The sequence below is a fragment of the Candidatus Zixiibacteriota bacterium genome (genome assembly GCA_020853795.1).
Lineage (GTDB): Bacteria > Zixibacteria > MSB-5A5 > CAIYYT01 > CAIYYT01 > JADJGC01.
The window spans coordinates 1-19,380 of the sequence record JADYYF010000107.1 but is presented as its reverse complement, the minus strand read 5'-3'; the positions used below and the strand labels follow the sequence as shown (position 1 = coordinate 19,380).

Below are 19,380 nucleotides of genomic sequence, written 5' to 3'. Positions count from 1 at the left end.
CTCGTCAATCTCGTCATACGGCGACACCGCCACCGTCACGATCTCCATCCCATTCCAGCGCCCGCGGTCAACAATCCACGCCGCCGCCGACTGCTCAGCGGCGCCCTCAAGTCGTTTCAGCTCATTCTCATAGAAGTCTTCAGCCCGCAGGACATCCCCCGCGAAGGTCGCAATCTTGTCCCACTTCTGGGCCGATTGTGACTTCAGAATCTCAGCGACTCCCCACCGGTCGGCCATTACTGAATCAATCTCCCCACCTTTCACCACCAGCCGCAGCAAAAAGACCGGTAACCCGCGTTCACTGATAACGTATTTATTATCAACAGCTTGAGTCTCGCTCCCCAAAGTGGCATTCGTCGGACTTGCCAACAGTTCCAGATCTGAGAAGCTCAGCAACACGCTATTGGCCGCATCGCCGTTGAAGGCCACTAACATCATGGCCAACAACGCTATAATTGAGCTTATGCTACGAATACTCATCTCGATGCGCCTGTTAACTTCGTTTTGCCACTCCTTATTCACGCAACCGACATGCCGACAACCGATGCATACGCCATCTTTGCAAATCATTGTAATAAATCACATTACGACGATTTTTGTTGTATCAGTCTGAGACACTCCCGTTTTCGTCCATTTCCGGCTCATCCAGACATTGGCCTAGCCCTATAGTTATGGGGAGCTTACAATTTCGTGTTTTTTTCCTGATTTTTGCCTTGACTTATACCTCAAAAGTGTTGAACTTGGGGGAAGAGTGGGGAATTTAGGGTAACCCCGGTTCTGGTAGGTCGTAAGTGTCTAATTTTACAGGGCGTTATACCGTTTCGGTAGACGGCAAGGGCAGAATCGCCATCCCGGCGAAACTTCGAGCCATCGCCGCCCAGCAAGGGTCGGAAAAGTTCATCGTCCGCATCGGCTTCGATGGCTGCCTCGACCTCTATTCCGAGGCCGAATACAAGCGCGTCTCGGAACAAATGACCTCCAAGCAACCGATCGATGCCCGGAAAGCGCGCTTCCTGAAGCGCTATATCCACCCCAACTCGGCAGAAGGCGTACCGGATACTCAAGGTCGGATCGCGATTCCGCGGCACTTGCTCGATAGTGCCCGAATCACCGACAAAGTCTTGATCCTCGGCGTCGGAGAAAAAATCGAACTCTGGAACGAGGACCAATTCAACACTTACCAGCAGTCGTTCGATATGAGCGCGGAAGAGGTCGTCGAGAATCTGTTCGGACTCGGCTCATAGCGCGGCGCACACGCCGGTTCTCCTTCACGAAGTCCTGAGTTTAGTTCCTGCCGACGCGCGCCTGGTGATCGACCTCACCGTCGGCGCCGCCGGGCACGCGGAAGCCATACTTGCTCGTTTGCGAAAGGACGCACGTTTGATCGGTTTTGACAGGGACATCGACGCGGTGAACATCGCCCGCACTCGCCTTCAGGTGTATAATCATCAGGTCACGCTGGTGCACGACTCCTACGCCAACTTCGATCTGCACCTGCCGCCGACTGCGAAGGGGACCGTGGATTTCGCCTTGCTCGATTTAGGCCTCTCGTCGCTGCAGTTGGAACAATCCGGCCGCGGCTTCGCACATCAGGCGCTCGCCGATCCGCTCGATCTGCGCTTCGATGCCTCTGCCGGCATTCCAGCCCATCAGCGTCTGCGTCAGACTGATTCGCACGAACTCTCGCGCATTCTCGCCGAATACGGCGAAATCGCGCAGCCGCGCCGCGTCGCCGCCGCCATCAGCCAGGCCGCCAAGGCCGGTCGCCTGCTCACCGTCGCCGATCTCGTCGCCGCGGTACAGCCGCTGGCCCGTCGCGAGAAAACCAAGCAGTTCTTCTCGCAGATCTGGCAGGCGCTCCGCATCTGGATCAACGACGAACTCGCCCAGCTCGATACCGTGCTGCCGAAAATCGTCGATTATCTCCGCCCGCAGGGCGTACTCGCAGTCATCAGCTTCCACTCGTTGGAAGACCGCGCCGTCAAACTATTCTTCGCGACGCAGGAACATCCCTGCGTCTGCCCGCCCGCGCTGCCGGTCTGCGCCTGCGGGCGCCAACCCACGTTGCAACGGATTACGCGCAAGGCTGTCAAACCGGGCGCGGCTGAAATACACTCGAATCCGCGTTCGCGTAGTGCCCGCCTTCGGGCTGCGATGAAGTTAGTTACCTCTTGAGGACGTGAGGCGGTCCGCCACGGACCGGTGGACCGCCTCACACTGGTTGCAGGGATGCGTAAGTCAGTTTGGTCGGAACAGAAAGCTCTCCAGAAGAATCAGAAGCGCCGCCGCGTCGTCGCCTTCTTCGGACTGCTCACGCTCATTCTCGTCTTCGCCTACCTCTTCGTCTGGCAGCGCGTCCGCACTCTCGAACTCGCTGAAGAACACTCCGACCGCAAGGCGACGGTTCGGCTGCTCAAGGAAAAATGCCAGTCCCTCCAATACGAAGTCGAATATCTCTCTTCGCTCGAAAATATCGAACGCATCGCGCGCCACGACCTCGCCATGATCTCGCAACAGGAAGCGCAGCTTGTCAAGTTTACGCTGCCCAGGGCCGCCCAGCCGGCGGCGAGCGCGCCGAAACCCGATTCCGTCAAGTCTGCCGCCGGCAAATCGTCCGTCCACAAATCTCCGGTCAATAAATCCACGGCTAAGAAGAAGGGAAGCTCAAAGGGCAGAGTATGACGGGGAGCGGCTTCTTTATCTCGCGCGGTCGCGTTTACACTCTCATCATCGTTGTCTCGTTCGTCTGGCTGGCGATCATCGGCCGGTTGATCAATATCCAGCTGGTTCGCGGCGACCAGTACCGCCGCATCGCCGACTCGCAGAGCAAGGGTGAAATCGAAGTCCCCGCCGAGCGCGGCCGTATTCTCGATGCCCAGGGCCGCACCCTCGCCGGTAACGTCGCCCGCCGCTCCTTCTTCGCTTATCCCCAGACCGAACACGATGCCGTCGAGATTGCCAATTTCATCGCCCCCTATATGGGTGTCTCCCGCTCGACGCTGCGCGACAAGCTGAAGAGCCGCACCGAGCAGTTCACCTGGCTCTGCCGCCAGGTCGACGCCGAGAAGGCCGATGCCATCGCCGAACGCAACCTCCCCGGCCTCTTCAGCCAGCGCGAGATGCAGCGCTCCTATCCCCGCGAGGCACTCGGCCGCGACCTCCTCGGCGCTGTCGATACCGATAACCGCGGCATCTCCGGCCTCGAACTCGCCCTTAACGACGTCCTCGTCGGCACCCCCGGTAAATCCCGCGTCGAACGCGACGCCGTCGGCAATATCTATCGTGTCGCCGGCAAGGATCTCGTCGATCCCCACAACGGCAACGACGTCCAACTCACCATCGATCTGGATTGGCAAGCCATCGTCGAGGAAGAACTCAAGCGTGGTGTCGACACTTTCTCCGCGCAATCCGGCATGGCCGTCTTCATCAAGCCGAATGATGGCGCCGTCCTCGCCATGGCATCCTACTATCCCTATTCCAAATCCGGCGCCTCGCAGAAAAACGAAGTCATCGCCGATGTCTTCGAGCCCGGCTCGGTCTACAAACTGGTCGCCATCGCCGGCGCACTCGAAGAGGGCACTGTCCATCCGACCGACATCTTCAACTGCGGCGGCGGCAAAGCGCTCTTCGGCAGTAAGTGGCTCCACGACGACAAGAATTGGGGTGCTCTGCCGGTGCACGATGTCTTCGTCTACTCCTCCAACATCGGCACCGCCCGCGTCGCCTGCAAACTCGGTCCGCAGATGCTCTACAAGTATGCCAAGTATTTCGGCTTCGGCATGCGCACCGGTATCGATGTCCCCGGCGAAATGCCCGGCATGCTGCGCGAACCGCGCAAATGGTCCGAATTCTGGACTGCCCAGCTCGCGATGGGTCACGGCCTCGGCACCACCGCTCTGCAGCTTGCCGCCGCCTTCAACGTTGTTGCCTCCGACGGTAGCCTCTATCAGCCTTATCTGATCCAGCAGGTCACCGCCCCCGACGGCACAATCGTCGATAAACGCTCGCCGACACGCGTCCGCACGCTGCTGTCGCCCGAAACTAGTGCCACCATGCGCCGGTTCATGCGCGACGTTGTCGACACCGGCACGGCCAAGTACAGCAAATCCAAAGTCGTCACCTTTGCCGGCAAAACCGGCACCGCCCAGAAGGTCAACTTCGAGACTGGTGGCTATTTCGACAATCGCTACATCTCCACCTTCGCCGGCTTCTTCCCGGCGGACAACCCCGTCGCCGTCGGCGTTATCGTCCTCGACGACCCCCAGCCGGTCCACTACGCCGGCATGACCTCCGGCCGCATCTTCCGCCGCATCGCCGAGCGTATCTCCACCAAGGAGAAGATTGCTCCCTCCGCGCTCTTCGCGCAGCAGCAGGAAAAGTTCGCGCCGCGCAAAATCCGCGTCCCCGATCTGCAGGGACACACCCTATCGACTGTCAAAGAACTCCTCGATACCATCGCGCTCGATGTCTCCTTCGTTTCCACTGGCGACATCATCGCCCTGCAGGTGCCCGAAGGCGGCACCACCTTGCTCGAAGGCGAACGCCTCATCATCCACCTCACCGGCGCCGAACCCGACTCGACCGGCGAATTTGCCGGCCTCGTCGGCCTTTCCGTGCGCAATGCCATCGCGCGCCTCAAGGATTGGGGCTATAGCTTCTCCGTCGAAGGCTCCGGCTTCGTCAAGCAAGTCGTGGAGATTGTCCCCGAAACCCCGGCTGCCACCCGCAGCCTCAAACTCATTTGCAGCGTGGATTAGGGCAGGTACGCATGGTCACTTTTGGCGAACTCGTCGAACGCGTGGAGGACATCAAGATTACCGGCGACCCGACTGTGACCATCAATAAGGTCGAAGTCGACAGCCGCCTGATCACCACTGACGATCTCTTCGTCGCCATTCCCGGTTTCGCCGATGACGGCCTCAAGTACGTCGCCGATGCCGCCCATCGCGGTGCTGTCGCCGTCGTCGCACCCGTCGCCGTCGCGACGCCGCTGCGCGTCGTCGGTATCGTCGGCGATATCCGCCGTGCCGTCGCCCGCATTGCCGCCCGCTACTACGACTATCCGAGCCGTAAACTCAAACTCGTCGTCGTTACCGGCACCAACGGCAAAACCACCATCACCTGGCTGCTCAAGTCGATCCTCGAACAGCGCGGCAAACCGGTCGGCGTCATCGGCACCCTCGGCTACTTCACCGCCGAACACGTCTTTGACCCGGTCAATACCACCCCCGGCCCGCTGGATCTCGAGCGCCTGCTGACGATCATGCACAACGAGGGCGTTCGCTACGTCGCCATGGAGGTCTCCTCCCACGCGCTCTCGATGAACCGCGTCGACGAACTCGAATTCCAGGTCGCCGCGATCTGCAACATCACTCAGGACCATTTTGACTATCACAAGACCTTCGAGAATTATCGCGACGCCAAGGCGCGCTTGCTCGACCTCGTCGAGGGCGCTGCCAAGTGGGCCGTGCTCAACCGCGACGATCCCAGCTTCGAGTATCTGGAGAAACGCGTCCGCTCCTCATCCCTCAGCTTCTCCTTCGAAAATCGCCGGGCCGACGTGCGCCTCGAAGACCTGATTATGTCCACCTCCGGCTCGAGCTTCACGCTCGTCACGCCGCTGGGCAAGGAACGCGTCAATCTCAAGCTGCTTGGCCGCTTCAATGTCGAGAACGCCCTCTGCGCTTCCGCCTGCGCCCTGGCGCTCGGCCTCGATCCCCTGACCATCGCCCGCGGCCTCGAAGAGCGCGAATTCGTCAACGGCCGCGCGCACAAGGTTGATGTCGGCCAGCCGTTCACCGTCCTGATCGACTATGCCCATACGCCCGATGCGCTCGCCAAGATTCTCGATACCGCGCGCCAGATCTGCAAGGGCCGCCTGCTCGTCCTCTTCGGCTGTGGCGGCGACCGCGACCGCACCAAACGCCCGCTGATGGCTCAGGCCGTCTCCACGCGCGCCGATGTCGTCATTGTCACTTCCGACAATCCGCGCACCGAGGATCCGCTGGCCATCATCGCAGAAATCAAGCCGGGCCTCGATCGCTCGAAAGAAACCGTGATCCAGCCTGACCGTCGTGCCGCAATCGCCGAAGCCCTGGCGCTCTGCCGTCCCGACGATCTGCTCGTGATCGCCGGCAAAGGCCACGAGAACTACCAGATCCTCGGTACGCACAAAATCCACTTCGACGATCGCGAAATCGTCGAAGAAATCCTGCGCGGGAGGACGGCATGATCTCCGGCACTTTGCGCGAATTCGCCGCCGCCTTCGGCCGGCCGTTTTTGCAGTCGGATGCCGTGCTCGACACCTCCTTCACCGGCGTCACCATCGACAGCCGCCAACCGCTGCCGGGCTCCATCTTCGTCGCCATCGTTGGCGAAAATCAGGATGGCCACAACTTTGTCAAGGCCGCTGTCGCCGCCGGTTCGCCGATCGTCATCGTTAACAAGTCCCGCTTCGCCGAGTTCTCGGCATTGCCGGAAACCGTCGTCGTCGGCGTCGATGACACCCTCGCCGCGTTGCAGCAATTGGCACAGAGCTACCTGCGGATTTTAGATCCGCGCAAAGTCGCCGTTACCGGCACCAACGGCAAAACCACTTGCAAGAACCTGATCGCCGGCGTGCTCGGCGCGAAGTACCGGGTCTGCGCGTCCAGAGGCAACCTCAATAACCAGTTTGGCGTGCCGCTCTCGATTTTCGAGTTCGATCGCAATTGCGAAATTGCCGTCTTCGAGTTCGGCATGTCCACCCCCGGAGAGATCAAGAATCTCGTCGAGCTGTACGATCCCGATGTCCGCGTCATCCTCAATATCGGCCCGGCTCATCTGGAAACGATGAAAACGATCGACGCCATCGCCGAAGCCAAATTCGAATTGCTCCACAACAGCAGTGAATCCGACTGGGCGGTGCTGAATTTCGACGACCCCAACGTCCGCTCGCGCTCCTATCGCTACCGCGTTCAGAAGCTTACTTTCGCCGCGAACACCGAAGGCGATGTGCGCGCCGAGCGCGTCTTCATGAACGGCTCCGGCCACGGCCATCTTGTGTATGCCGGTCAGGAAATTATCCTGCCGGTACTCGGCGTACATCACGTCACCAACTGTCTGGCCGCCATCGCCGTGGCACGCATCTTCGACGTTCCCTTTGCCGCCGTCAAGGAGCGCATCGAAAAGTTCGTCCCTGCCGGCAATCGCATGACCGCCGAGGACTTCCACGGCCTGACGATTATCAATGACGCTTACAACTCCAATCCCGTCTCCGCCAAGGGCGCCCTTGACACCATCGCCGCCATGCAGGTCCGCGGCCGTCGCGTCGTCGTCTTCGGCGATATGCTCGAACTGGGCGAACAGGCGCCGGAATTCCATGCCGACCTCGGCCGCAAACTCGCCGAGTCGCGCGTCGACCGCCTGATCCTGCTCGGTGAATTTGCCCAGCTCGTCCGCGACGCTGCCATCCGCCGTGGCATGGACGCCGACGCCATTGCGATCGCGGCCACTCACGATGATGCCGTGCAAATGCTGTCCGCTTACCTGCGCTCCGGCGATCTGTTGCTGCTGAAAGCCTCGCGCGGACTCAAACTCGAAATCGTTGAACAAGGCCTCAAAGCGACCTGGGGACGGAGCAACTGATGTTCTATTTGCTACTGTACCCGCTCGTCGACCATATCAACTTTTTCAACATCTTTCGCTACATCACTTTCCGTTCGGCGATGGCGACCGTCACCGCGCTCTTCATCAGCCTGATCCTTGGCCCCGCGCTGATTCGGATGCTCAAGCGCAACCAGGTCAAAGAGAGCATTCGCACCGACGGCCCGCAGTCGCACCTCTCCAAGGAAGGCACCCCGACTATGGGCGGCCTGATCATCCTTGCTGCCATCGTGATCCCGACCTTTCTCTGGGCCGACCTGACCAATCGCTTCGTGCTCTATATGCTGCTGGTCACCGTCTGGGTCGGCGCGATCGGCTTCATGGACGACTACCTCAAGGCCATCAAGCATCAGAAGAAGGGTCTCGTCGGCCGCAAGAAACTCGTCGGCCAAATCTCCATCGGCGTTCTCCTGGCCTGTCTGCTTTACTACCTGCCGCCGACGCCGACCTTCGACATGACCACCGATATCCCGTTCTTCAAGAATTATCACCTCGTCTTCCCGTTTGCGCTTTTCATCCCGTTTGTCGTCATCGTCATCACCGGCTCCTCGAACGCGGTGAACCTGACCGACGGCCTCGACGGCCTCGCCATCGGCCTGACGACCATCTGCTTCGTCGCCTTCGCCGGCATGGCCTATATCACCGGCCGTACCGACTTTTCCGATTATCTCGATATCGTCTATCTGCCCGGCGCCGGCGAATTGACCGTCTTCTGCTCCGCCGCGATCGGTGCCGGCCTCGGCTTTCTGTGGTACAACACCCATCCGGCGCAGGTCTTCATGGGCGATACCGGCGCGCTGGCGCTCGGCGGAATTCTCGGCGCCCTCGCCATCCTTCTGAAAAAAGAAATTCTGTTGGTGATCGTAGGGGGAGTCTTTGTGGCTGAGGCACTCTCAGTCATCTTGCAAGTGTCCTCTTTCAAATTGCGGGGAAAGCGGATCTTCAAAATGGCTCCCCTCCATCATCACTTCGAACTAATCGGCTGGCACGAAAGCAAGGTGGTCGTGCGCTTCTGGATCGTCGGCGTCCTGCTGGCCCTCCTGACGCTTTCCACTTTCAAGATCAGGTAGCGATGAGGATCGATCTGGTGCAAGGCAAGCGAATTTCAATTCTCGGTATGGCGCGCTCCGGAACCGCCGTCGCCTCGCTGATCAAACACTATGGCGGCATCCCCTTCGTCTCCGAAATGAAACCGCGCGAGCAGGTCGCGGCCCAGGCGCAACGACTCGAACTGGAGGGCATCGCCTTCGAAACCGGCGGCCATACCGACCGCGCCCTCGCCGATGTCGACTTCTTCGTGATCTCCCCCGGCATCCCGGCGACCGCGCCGTTCCTGCTCGACATCGAGCGCCGTCACCTGCCGGTCTTCTCCGAAATTGAGGTCACTTCCTGGCTCTGTCCGGCCACTATTGCCGCTGTCAGCGGGACCAACGGCAAATCGACCACCACCGCTCTGGCTGCGCATCTGCTCACCACCGCCGGCAAACGCGCCGTCGCTACCGGCAACATCGGCTCGCCCTTTGCGCAAGATGTTCTCGCGCTGACCGCCGCCGATTATGCCGTCGTCGAGGTCTCCAGCTTCCAGTTGGAACGCATCGAGACGTTCCGCCCCAAAGTCGCGGCCCTGCTCAACATCACGCCCGACCATCTCGACCGCTATAAAGAAATGTCCGCTTATATCGAAGCCAAACTGCGCATCGCCGATGCCATGGAGCCCGATGATTTCCTCGTGCTGAATGCCGATGATGACGTTCTCCGCGATGCCAAATTCTTTGGCCGTCCCACGATTTTGCAGTTCTCGACCCGTCGGTCGATCGCCGCTGGCGTCTTTGTCAAGGATGACGCGCTTGTGTACGCGCTCGGGGGCAGATCAGGGATGATCTGCCCCACGCGCGATCTCGGCATCCCCGGCCCTCACAATGTCGCCAATGCCGCCGCCGCCGCGACCATGATGCTCTCCCTCGGACTCGCCCCCGAGCAGATCGCCGCCGGCCTGCGCAGCTTTAAAGGCATCGCCCATCGCATCGAATTCGTCGCCGAGATCAACGGCGTCCGCTACGTCAACGATTCCAAGGCCACCAACGTCGACTCCGTCACCGTCGCGTTGCAGTCGTTCACCCGTCCGCTGATCGTGATCATGGGCGGCCGCGACAAGGGCGGCGCTTTCACCACCCTCGCGCCGCTGCTGCGCGCTCACGTCAAGACGGTCATCCTGATCGGCGAGGCAACCCCGATCATCGAATCCCAACTGCAGGGGGTCGTACCCATGCGCCGGGCCGCCGACATCAATGCTGCCGTCGACCAGGCCGCGGCCATGGCCGTTGCCGGCGACGTCGTCTTGCTCTCGCCCGGCTGCGCCTCCTTCGATCAATTCCGCGATTTCGAAGATCGCGGCGACAAATTCAAACTCGCCGTCGCCCAATTGGCGGCAGGGAAGTCGCGATGAACAAACCGCGTGAACTCGACAAGACCTTGATCGTCGTCGTCGGCTTGCTGCTCCTGATCGGCACCGTGATCGTCTACTCCGCCTCGGCCATGTTCGCCGGCACCCGCTACGGCAACGACACCTTTTTCTTCCAGCGCCAACTGATCTGGCTCGGACTTTCGGCGACGGCGCTCTTCGTCGCCGCCCGTCTCAATTACCGCGCCCTCTGCAATCTCGCCTGGCCGCTGCTGGCCGTCGCGCTCGCGCTGCTCATCGTCGTGCTCTTCACCCGCGATATCAACGGCGCCCGGCGCTGGATCGACCTCGGCTTCTTCAAGTTCCAACCCTCCGAGGTCTTCAAGTACGTCGTCATCATCTTCATGGCCGCGCTGCTGACCGTGAAACGCGACAAGATCCAGCAATTCTCGTCGATGTTCTTCCCGCTCTTCCCGGTGCTCGCCGTCGGCTTCGGACTGATCCTCCTCCAGCCGAACCTCGGCACCGTGCTCGTCCTCGCTGCCGTCACCTTTATCCTGCTCTTCGTCGCCGGCATTCGCCAACGCCTGCTGGCGCTCTTTCTCGGCAGCATGGCCGCCGTTGCCTTCATCATGGTCTATGTCATCGGTTACAAACGTGCCCGCGTCGATACCTACCTCGACTCGGTCTCCGATCCGCTGCTTGCCAGTTATCAGGTCAAGCAGTCGATCCTCGCCATCGGCTCCGGCGGACTTTTCGGCAAGGGTCTCGGCCGCGGCAGCGCTAAGCTCTTCTATCTGCCCGCGCCTCATACCGACTTCATCTTTGCCACCCTCGCCGAAGAGGGCGGCTTCATCGTTGCCACCGTTGTGCTGATCCTCTTTGGTATCCTGGTCTGGCGCGGTATTCGCATCGCCATTCACTCGGCCGATCTCACCGGCTTCTATCTGGCGCTCGGCATCACGCTGGTGATCTTCTGCCAGGCTGCGACCAATCTGCTGGTCGCCACCGCGATGATCCCCGCCACCGGCCTGCCGCTGCCGTTCCTGAGTTACGGCGGTTCCTCGATGCTGTTTTCCTGCATCGCCGTCGGCATCCTGCTCAACGTCAGCCGCTACACCGTTGCCACCCCGCAACTGTTTCGCTCGGGGGTCAAGTGAGGAAGATCATGTTTGCCGGCGGTGGCACCGGCGGGCATTTGTTTCCCGCCTTCGCGATTGCTGATGAATTCCAGCGCCGCCTCGGCAGCAACTGCCAGATTCGCTTCTTCATCACCGGTCGCGACCTCGAACGCAAACTCATCGGCGGCCGCGGCTATGGTATGACCAGGATCAACGTCCGCGGCCTCAAGCGCGGCTCGCTCGTCGGCAATGCGCTCTTCCTCCCGATCCTCTCGCTCGGCATCGCGCAGGCCATCGCCAAAATCATCGCCTTCAACCCCGACCTCGTTGTCGGCACCGGCGGTTACCTGTCGTTTCCCGCTGTCCTCGGCGCCAAGATCACACGCCGCCCGGCCTTTATTCAGGAACAGAACTCCTTCGCCGGCGTCGCCACGCGCCAGCTCTCCCGCTTCGCCGACTTGATCTTTCTGGCGTACGAACAAGCCGCCGCGCGACTGGCCTTCCGCGAGAAGTGCATCCTCTCCGGCAACCCGGTCAACACTGCGATCGGCACCGTCGAGCGCGAACAGGCACTGGCGCGCTTCAATCTCGATCCGACCAAACAGACCTTGCTGATTCTCGGCGGCAGTCAGGGTGCCGCGTCGATCAATGCGAAAATCACTTCTTCGCTGCCCGACTTCCAGCGCCTGGCGAATTTGCAGCTCCTCTGGCAGTGCGGTAATCATCCGGCCAGCATCGCGAGCTTCAACTCCAGCGGCGTCGCCGGGAAGGCCCTCGCCTTTGTCGAGGACATGCCCGCCGCTTACGCCTGTGCCGACCTGATCCTCTGCCGCGCCGGCGCGCTCACTCTCGCCGAGGTCACCGCCGCGGCCAAACCGTCGATCGTGGTGCCGTATCCGCACGCCACCGACGACCACCAGACCAAAAACGCCGAGACTCTCGTCGAGGCCGGTGGCGCGATCCTGGTCAAGGATGACCAGCTCGCCGCCCTCAATCTGGTCAGCCTTGTGCAGCAACTCTTCAGCGACGAAGCCAAACTGTTCGCCATGAGCAGCGCCGCCGGCTCGCTCGGTCGCAAAGGCGCGGCCGAAGCCATCGTGCAGCGCATCTTTGAATACATGGGGTGGAGATGAAATTCGGAAAAATCAAGAAACTGCACTTCGTCGGCATCGGCGGCATCGGCATGTGCGGCATCGCCGAAGTCTTGCACAACCAGGGCTACGCCGTCACCGGCTCCGATATGGCGTTGACCGAGGTCACCGAGCACCTGCAACAACTCGGCATCAAAGTCTATGAGGGCCACCGAACCGAAAACGTCAATAACGCCGACTGCGTCGTGATCTCCTCCGCCGTCCACGAGGACAACCCGGAGATCATCGAGGCCCGCCGCCGCAAGATCCCGGTCATCCGCCGCGCCGAAATGCTCGGCGAACTGATGCGCCTCAAGTTCGGCATCGGCGTCGCCGGCACCCACGGTAAAACCACCACCACCTCGATGCTCGGCCACATCTTTGTCGAGGCCGGTCTCGACCCGACCGTCATGGTCGGCGGCCGCGTCATTTCCTTCCAGACTACGGTCAAGCTCGGCCAGGGCGACCTGTTGATCGCCGAGGCCGACGAATACGATCGCTCGTTCTTGTCGCTGACCCCTTCCGTCGCCGTCCTGACCACGCTCGAGGCTGACCATCTCGACTACTACAAGGACCTCGACGAGATCAAGGTTGCCTTTACGCAATTCGCCAATAAAGTGCCCTTCTATGGCACGATTCATCTCAATCTCGACGAGTCCAATCTCGTCAGCCTGATCCCGCATCTGATTCGCCCGATCCGCACCTTCGGACTCAAATCGCAAGCCGACCTGCGCGCCGATAACGTGCATCAGGAGGGCACCACGATTCGCTTCAGCGTCTACCATCACAACCGGCACCTCGGCGATATTGCGCTGCCGCGCCCCGGCGTCTTCAACGTCAAAAACGCCCTCGCCGCCATCTCCGTCGCGCTCGAGTCCGACATTCCATTTGCGACAATCAAGAAAGCCCTCGAGAACTTCCGCGGTGTCAACCGCCGCTTTGACCTGATCGGCGAGAAGAACGGCATCAAGGTCTACGACGACTACGCCCACCATCCGACCGAGATCGAAGTTACCCTGCAGGCCGCGCGCATCGCCTTCAAGCACCGCCTGATTGTCATCTTCCAGCCGCACCTGTTCAGCCGCACCAAGGACTTCTACGAGGAGTTCGCCAAGTCGCTGCTGACTTGCGATATGCTGATCCTGGCTAAAATCTACCCCGCGCGCGAACAACCGATTCCCGGCGTGACCGCGCGCATGATTAGCGACGCCTCCGCCAGCTTCGGCCACAAGAACGTTCAGTACGTCGAAGACGTCGCCCAGATCCCCGGCATCGTCGCCAAATATGCCCAATCCGGCGATGTCGTCTTCACCATCGGTGCGGGCGATATCTATCGCACCGCGCCCAAAATCCTGGAGGCGATCGGCCGATGAGACGCTTCGCCACCTACTTCTTCTTCTTCTCGCTGTTGCTGCTCGGCGCCGGTTATGGCCTCAAGTCGTATCCGTTGCTCAAGGTCAGCTACGTCCAGGTGGTCGGCTCCGACAAACTCACTGCGGCCGATCTGCCGGTTTCCGTCGGCCAGAATCTCCTCGCGGTCGACTTCGAGGCGGTCGTGTCCGCCGCGATGAAACACCAATACATCGCGAGCGTCGCCGCCAAAGCTGATCACTACGGCAAGGTCACTGTTGCCGTCACCGAAAAGGTGCCGGTCAGCTACATCTACATTGACGATCTCTACGGCCTGACCCACCGCGGCGAGTTGATTCCGTCGAATCTCAACGATTCCGGCCGCCACCTGCCGATCGTTCGCGGCATCAAACTCGAACGCCCGTACCCGTTCTCGCAGACCGACCACGCCGACCTGCGCGCTGTTATCGAAGTGATTCAGTCCATGCAGGCGCAGAAGCCGAAGCTATTTGAAGCACTCTCCGAGGTTGTCGCGGCCGACGGCGAACTCAAGCTCATCTTCGAACCCGGCTCGATTGTCGTGAATCTCGGCTGGGGACACACCGAGGACAAACTCGCGCGACTCGAAGAAATTCTCATGACCAATAAGAACCCCGGGATCGATATCGATCTCCGGTTGGCGGATATCGCTGTGATGAAATCAAGAATGACGAATAGAGAGGTGAACCATGGGATCTGAAAGAGTGGTATGCGGACTCGATATCGGCACCACCAAGATTTGCGCCCTCATCTGCCGGCCCGTATCGGAAGGTGATGACGAAATCATCGGTGTCGGTACGGCTCCGTCCGAAGGACTTAAGAAAGGCGTCGTCGTCAACCTCGAAAAGACGATCGGCTCCATCCAGCGCGCCGTCAGCTCCGCCGAGGAAATGGCCGGCGTCAATATCGAGTCGGTCTATGCCGGAATCGCCGGCGATCATATCAAGAGCATCAACTCCAAGGGCGTGATCGCCGTCAGCCGCTCCGACAACGAAATCTCCGAGTACGACGTCCACCGCGTGATCGAGGCCGCCAAGTCATTCGCGATTCCGGCCGACCGCGAGGTGATCCACGTCCTGCCGCAGGAGTACATCGTCGACGACCAGGGCGGTATCAAAGACCCGACCGGGATGTCCGGCGTGCGTCTCGAGGCGGAAGTCCATATCGTCACCGGTGCGACCACCTCGGCGCAAAACATCTACAAGTCGATCAAGCGCGCCGGCTACGATGTCCGCGACCTCGTGCTCCAGCCACTGGCCTCCGCCATGTGCGTCCTCCATGAGGACGAAAAGGACCTCGGCACCGTCCTCATCGACCTCGGCGGCGGTACCACCGATATCGCCCTCTTCACCGACTCCTCGGTGCGCCACACCGCGATCATCGGCCTCGGCGGCCGCAATATCACCAATGACCTCGCCATCGGCCTGCGCACCCCGATCGACACCGCCGAGCAGATCAAGCTCGACTTCGGCGCCGCCATGGCCAATCTCGTCAACGCCGATGAGGTCATCAGCATCCCCTCCGTCGGCGAGCGCCCGCCCCGCGACGTCTCGCTCGGCGTTGTGGCCAGCATCATCCAGCCCCGCGTCGAAGAAATCTTCAAGATGGTGCTGCTGGAACTCAAGCGCACCAACTGCTACCAGTCCGTCGCCGGCGGCATCGTCCTGACCGGCGGCGGCTCGATGCTGCGCGGCATCGACCTGCTGGCCGAACAAATTTTTGATCTGCCGGTGCGCGTCGGCACTCCGCGCGGCTTCGGCGGCATGTCGCACATCGTCACCAACCCGATGTATTCGACCGCCTTCGGCCTCGTACGCTATGGCCTCGACCATCCCGACAAGGGCAAGAAGGAAACCGGTGTCTTTAATCGCGCCTTTGGGCGCCTGGAGAAGGCTTTCAATTCGTTGTTCAACTTCTAAGGTCTGAAAACAACAACCCAAGGATGAGGTAGGAAATATGACGTTTGAACTTGTGGACTTCACCGACCGCGCCAAGATCAAGGTGGTCGGCGTCGGGGGCGCCGGCGGCAACGCCGTCAACCGGATGATTGATCAAAAACTCAACGGCGTCGAATTCGTCTCGATCAACACCGACGCCCAGGCCCTCGAATTCTCCCGCGCCGAGCAACGCTTCCAGATCGGCAAATCGCTGACCCGCGGCCTCGGCGCCGGCGCGCGCCCCGAGATCGGCAAGCAGGCTATCGAGGAAGACCGCGCGGAAGTTGCCAGGCTGCTCGACGGCGCCGATCTGGTCTTCGTTACCGCCGGCATGGGCGGCGGTACCGGCACCGGCGCCGCGCCCGCCGTCGCCGAAATCGCCCGCGAACTCGGCGCCCTGACTGTCGCCATCGTCACCAAACCGTTCGACTTCGAGGGCCGCAAACGCATGAACCGCGCCCTCGGCGGCATCGACGATCTCAAGTCCCGCGTCGATACCCTCATCGTCATCCCCAACCAGCGCCTCCTGCAGGTCGTCGATCCCTCGACCCGCCTGACCGAGGCCTTCCTGATGGCCGACGATGTCCTCCTGCGCGCCACCCGCGGCATCTCCGATCTGATCACCGTTCCCGGCTTGATTAATTGCGACTTCGCCGATGTCCGCACCGTCATGCTCGAAATGGGCGACGCCATGATGGGCTCCGGCTGGGGCCGCGGCGAAAACAAAGCCGCCAATGCCGCCCGCATGGCCATCAATTCGCCGTTGCTCGAAGATGTCAACATCTCCGGCGCCAAGGGCCTGTTGATGAACATCACCGGCGGCCCCGATATGACCCTCTACGAGGTCAACGAAGCCACGACCGTGATCTATGACGCCGCCGGCGCCGATGCCAACATTATCTTCGGCGCGGTGATCGACCCGACCCTCGATGACGAAATTCGCGTCACCGTGATTGCCACCGGCTTCGGCACCGCCAAGCGTGAATTGGCCGAGAAGCTCGAACGCCTCGAGCGCCTCGAACGCACCAACGTCGAAACCGTCGACCTCTTCGAGAAAGCCGTCGAGCGCCAATCGCGCCCGATGGTCGTCGGCATCGATGGCGACATCAAGTCCGATGACTTTGTTGCCGCACCTGTCGGTGAAGAAGTTGACATGGAGGACCTGGAAATCCCGGCCTTCCTCCGCAACCGCGTGAAGTAGGGAAGTGGTACCGTGCGACCGGAATTATCCCAGTGCGAACGCCACCGCCTGGCGCTGTTGCTGCGCGCGCAACAACGCGCCACGTCGCGACGCAATCTGACCACGTACACAGTCGTGGGTTCGACTTCAGTCGAACAACCGATGGGACAATTCGCCATGATTGCCCGTGATTGCCGTGCGTTGATTTCTCGTTATCCCGGCGCATCAGCTTTGCGTCTGGCTCGCACATCAGCTTCGTGCCTTTCTCGCGAATTCGCCTTTTGTCCTTCTCGCGCATCAGTCGCTTGTCTTTCCCGCGCGTCAGCAGCTTGTCATTCTCACGCCGGCGGCTGCCGCAGGCGTCTTGGTTTCTCATGCGCCGACCGCAAGATTGTTTCTGCCGCCGACTCTCTCAGGTCGCGTCGGCTCGAAGATAAACTGAAGGCTGGGCTAATGTCGTAAACCGACCTACCACGACAACTTGGGTTACGTACGTTCCGCCCCGACTGCCATCAGTCGGGGCGCATTCTTATCGGATCAATCCAGTCAACCCATTGTAGGTCAGGATCCCTGTGATCCTGACGTATAACTTGTCCATCCCTGTGATCCTGACGTCGAACTTGTCTGCTACTGCAGGCCTTTCGAAACCGCGCCGTCAGGCACGCCGTCAGGAATCCCCTTCTCAAATGCGCCGTCAGGAATCCCTTCCTGATGGCTTTGGATTCTGCGTTCTGCCTTCGAGACCGCGCCGTCCGCATTCCCTTCCTGACGGTTGCAGACATTGCGTTCTGCCTCCGATATCACGCCGTCAGGGATCCCTCCTGACGGCTTTGGTGTTTTGATGCTCCGAGATTCACCTGCGACCAGACAACGGGTGGAAAAATCCTCCCCTCTCCTTTTGGGAGAGGGGCCGGGGGTGAGGGTCCGTTGCGGCAGGTCTTGATCCCGCGCGGGATTGTAATCTGCCGCCCGCCTGCTTGCTCTCGATAGCAGCAGCCAAACTCGATTCCCGCCTCAGCGGAAATGACACTCAACCCCCTCCCCGGGGAAAGGGGCAGGGGGGAAGGCGAGTTCCCCCCTCATTCCCCTTGCCATCCCCGCTCCACGAATGTTATATTCGCACTACGAGGATCATTATGTCCACCAAACCGATCACCGCCGAAGTGGCGCTGGTGCCCAACTATCTCTTTCACCTCCCCGCCGTCGCCCGCGCCGGTTACGATTCCGACTATGCCGACCGCTACGCCGCCACGGTCAACGACGACGACCGCCGCTTCATCACCGACCACCGTGAACTCTTCCGTTTCGGCGCCGGTCAGGGCGGACCGATGTGCAACTTCGCGCTCTTCATGCCGATCATGCTCGACCTCGACTGTCGCGGCGCCGTCGACGAACTCCTGCGTTTGGTCATCGATACTTTGCGCACCGGGGAGACTGAACCTCTCTTCCAGCGCTACCACCGTCGCTGCCAGCACCTGCGCGACACCTGGTTTGCCCCTGATCCGGAACAGATCATCGCCTGCCGCCGGGAACTCCCCGTCGTCGAGCGCTACGCCGATATTGTCTATCACAACTGGAATCGCTACCAGTCTGAGGTCTGGCCGCTCGAATGCCGCCTGATTCAGGTTGTCGCCACGCAAATCAACGCCCACTTCGTCGGCTGCGATACCGTCGGCGAGTGGGAGCGCCTGACCGGCCGCGAATTCCGCACCCCCGGCTGCAAAATCATCCTCTGCAGCGCGCTGAAAAACGGCCCCAACGCCAATTCCATGGGCTACGATCGCATCGTCTTCTGGTCGGGTCAGGAACTGAATTGGACGCTTGATTTCATCTCACACGAAATCGGCACCCACTTGATGATCGATGTCGTCCGCACCTTGCAAGCCGACGCCACGGTCGACTGGCAGGAGATGTACGCCGCTTACGAAAGCCTCTGCCGCTATCTCAACGCCCGTGTGCTCGGCCGGGAACCGCTGTACGATCTCAAGCAGTTCCACGCCGCCGCATATGCCTCCCTTTACGAAAAGCTGATTCCCGATCCGCTGATGTGCGATTATCCCCGGGCGGTCAAGGAAGCGGTCGCGTGGCGGAAACGGACAAATGAAAAGCCGTCATAGTTGCCTATGACGGCTGCAATTCAGTCTAATCGCTTACAGTCGGATTAGTGGACCTTGGTGACCTTGCCGGCCTTGATGCAGCGCGTGCAGACGCGCACCGTCTTGACCCGGCCGTCGACGCGCGCGCGCAACGATTTCAGGTTGGCATTGAAGCGGCGATTGGTCAGGTTGTGGGCGTGCGAAACGTTGTGTCCGAAGACTGGGCCCTTGCCGCAAATATCACAAGCTCTCGACAATTCTCATACCTCCAGCAGAACTTAGACTACCATTATACGCATTCCTCCCGCCAATGCAAGTCTCTCGTAACTTTATTTTCTTCCCCCTAAAAAACCCTTTGCGGATCGTAAAGTCGACCGTATTATAGATGCGACCGGGAGACCCAGATAATTAGACCGGATATCCCCGGCCTGGTCGGCTCCAGAAGCGCTCAAGCAACGCGAGGAGCACACCGTAAGTACTCT

Annotated in this window: 18 protein-coding genes; 15 read left to right on the top strand and 3 right to left on the bottom strand. The window is 60.7% G+C overall.

Annotated features, from left to right (window positions below):
* A partial coding sequence (locus IT585_08215; protein ID MCC6963219.1) for a hypothetical protein occupies nucleotides 1-522 on the bottom strand: 522 nt, incomplete at its 3' end.
* A 269-nt stretch (nucleotides 523-791) separates the two neighbouring features.
* On the opposite strand from IT585_08215, the gene IT585_08210 reads away from it, so the two are divergent.
* Genes IT585_08210 through ftsZ form a run of 14 tightly spaced genes read left to right on the top strand, consistent with a single transcriptional unit; the run spans nucleotide 792 to nucleotide 16,823 of the window.
* Nucleotides 792-1,244, top strand: a complete 453-nt coding sequence (locus IT585_08210) for a division/cell wall cluster transcriptional repressor MraZ (protein MCC6963218.1) — start codon at nucleotides 792-794, stop codon at nucleotides 1,242-1,244.
* Entirely contained in the window at nucleotides 1,222-2,175 is a 954-nt protein-coding gene (gene rsmH, locus IT585_08205; protein ID MCC6963217.1) for a 16S rRNA (cytosine(1402)-N(4))-methyltransferase RsmH, read from the top strand. The genes IT585_08210 and rsmH overlap by 23 nt, the downstream gene beginning before the upstream one ends.
* 54 nt (nucleotides 2,176-2,229) lie before the next feature.
* A complete protein-coding gene (locus IT585_08200; protein ID MCC6963216.1) occupies nucleotides 2,230-2,682 on the top strand; it encodes a septum formation initiator family protein in 453 nt (150 codons plus the stop codon).
* Nucleotides 2,679-4,757, top strand: coding sequence for a PASTA domain-containing protein (locus tag IT585_08195; GenBank protein MCC6963215.1), 2,079 nt, complete (start codon nucleotides 2,679-2,681; stop codon nucleotides 4,755-4,757). Before IT585_08200 ends, IT585_08195 begins: the two co-directional genes overlap by 4 nt.
* 11 nt (nucleotides 4,758-4,768) lie before the next feature.
* Nucleotides 4,769-6,232, top strand: coding sequence for a UDP-N-acetylmuramoyl-L-alanyl-D-glutamate--2,6-diaminopimelate ligase (locus IT585_08190; GenBank protein MCC6963214.1), 1,464 nt, complete (start codon nucleotides 4,769-4,771; stop codon nucleotides 6,230-6,232).
* The gene (gene murF / locus IT585_08185; protein MCC6963213.1) at nucleotides 6,229-7,626 is read left to right on the top strand and encodes a UDP-N-acetylmuramoyl-tripeptide--D-alanyl-D-alanine ligase; all 1,398 of its coding nucleotides are present in this window, start codon (nucleotides 6,229-6,231) and stop codon (nucleotides 7,624-7,626) included. Before IT585_08190 ends, murF begins: the two co-directional genes overlap by 4 nt.
* The gene (locus tag IT585_08180) at nucleotides 7,626-8,714 is read left to right on the top strand and encodes a phospho-N-acetylmuramoyl-pentapeptide-transferase (GenBank protein ID MCC6963212.1); all 1,089 of its coding nucleotides are present in this window, start codon (nucleotides 7,626-7,628) and stop codon (nucleotides 8,712-8,714) included. Before murF ends, IT585_08180 begins: the two co-directional genes overlap by 1 nt.
* A 17-nt stretch (nucleotides 8,715-8,731) precedes the next feature.
* Complete coding sequence (gene murD, locus IT585_08175) at nucleotides 8,732-10,090, top strand: UDP-N-acetylmuramoyl-L-alanine--D-glutamate ligase (GenBank protein ID MCC6963211.1); 1,359 nt, start codon at nucleotides 8,732-8,734, stop codon at nucleotides 10,088-10,090.
* A complete protein-coding gene (gene ftsW, locus IT585_08170) occupies nucleotides 10,087-11,205 on the top strand; it encodes a putative lipid II flippase FtsW (protein MCC6963210.1) in 1,119 nt (372 codons plus the stop codon). The genes murD and ftsW overlap by 4 nt, the downstream gene beginning before the upstream one ends.
* An 8-nt stretch (nucleotides 11,206-11,213) precedes the next feature.
* Nucleotides 11,214-12,299 (top strand): undecaprenyldiphospho-muramoylpentapeptide beta-N-acetylglucosaminyltransferase, encoded by a 1,086-nt coding sequence (gene murG / locus IT585_08165; protein MCC6963209.1) that lies wholly within the window; start codon nucleotides 11,214-11,216, stop codon nucleotides 12,297-12,299.
* Nucleotides 12,296-13,669: a UDP-N-acetylmuramate--L-alanine ligase gene (locus tag IT585_08160; GenBank protein MCC6963208.1), complete on the top strand. Its 1,374-nt coding sequence runs from the start codon at nucleotides 12,296-12,298 to the stop codon at nucleotides 13,667-13,669. The genes murG and IT585_08160 overlap by 4 nt, the downstream gene beginning before the upstream one ends.
* Nucleotides 13,666-14,385, top strand: a complete 720-nt coding sequence (locus tag IT585_08155) for a hypothetical protein (protein MCC6963207.1) — start codon at nucleotides 13,666-13,668, stop codon at nucleotides 14,383-14,385. The genes IT585_08160 and IT585_08155 overlap by 4 nt, the downstream gene beginning before the upstream one ends.
* Nucleotides 14,375-15,604: a cell division protein FtsA gene (gene ftsA / locus IT585_08150; GenBank protein ID MCC6963206.1), complete on the top strand. Its 1,230-nt coding sequence runs from the start codon at nucleotides 14,375-14,377 to the stop codon at nucleotides 15,602-15,604. Before IT585_08155 ends, ftsA begins: the two co-directional genes overlap by 11 nt.
* Nucleotides 15,605-15,641: 37 nt before the next feature.
* Complete coding sequence (gene ftsZ / locus IT585_08145; GenBank protein ID MCC6963205.1) at nucleotides 15,642-16,823, top strand: cell division protein FtsZ; 1,182 nt, start codon at nucleotides 15,642-15,644, stop codon at nucleotides 16,821-16,823.
* Between the two features lie 606 nt (nucleotides 16,824-17,429).
* On the opposite strand, the gene IT585_08140 is transcribed toward ftsZ, so the two are convergent.
* Nucleotides 17,430-17,606, bottom strand: a complete 177-nt coding sequence (locus tag IT585_08140) for a hypothetical protein (protein MCC6963204.1) — start codon at nucleotides 17,604-17,606, stop codon at nucleotides 17,430-17,432.
* Between the two features lie 332 nt (nucleotides 17,607-17,938).
* On the opposite strand from IT585_08140, the gene IT585_08135 reads away from it, so the two are divergent.
* The gene (locus IT585_08135) at nucleotides 17,939-18,919 is read left to right on the top strand and encodes a hypothetical protein (protein ID MCC6963203.1); all 981 of its coding nucleotides are present in this window, start codon (nucleotides 17,939-17,941) and stop codon (nucleotides 18,917-18,919) included.
* 44 nt (nucleotides 18,920-18,963) lie between these two features.
* Here the strand turns inward: IT585_08135 and IT585_08130 are convergent, their stop codons facing one another.
* Nucleotides 18,964-19,155: a 50S ribosomal protein L28 gene (locus IT585_08130; GenBank protein MCC6963202.1), complete on the bottom strand. Its 192-nt coding sequence runs from the start codon at nucleotides 19,153-19,155 to the stop codon at nucleotides 18,964-18,966.
* Nucleotides 19,156-19,380 lie beyond the last annotated feature (225 nt).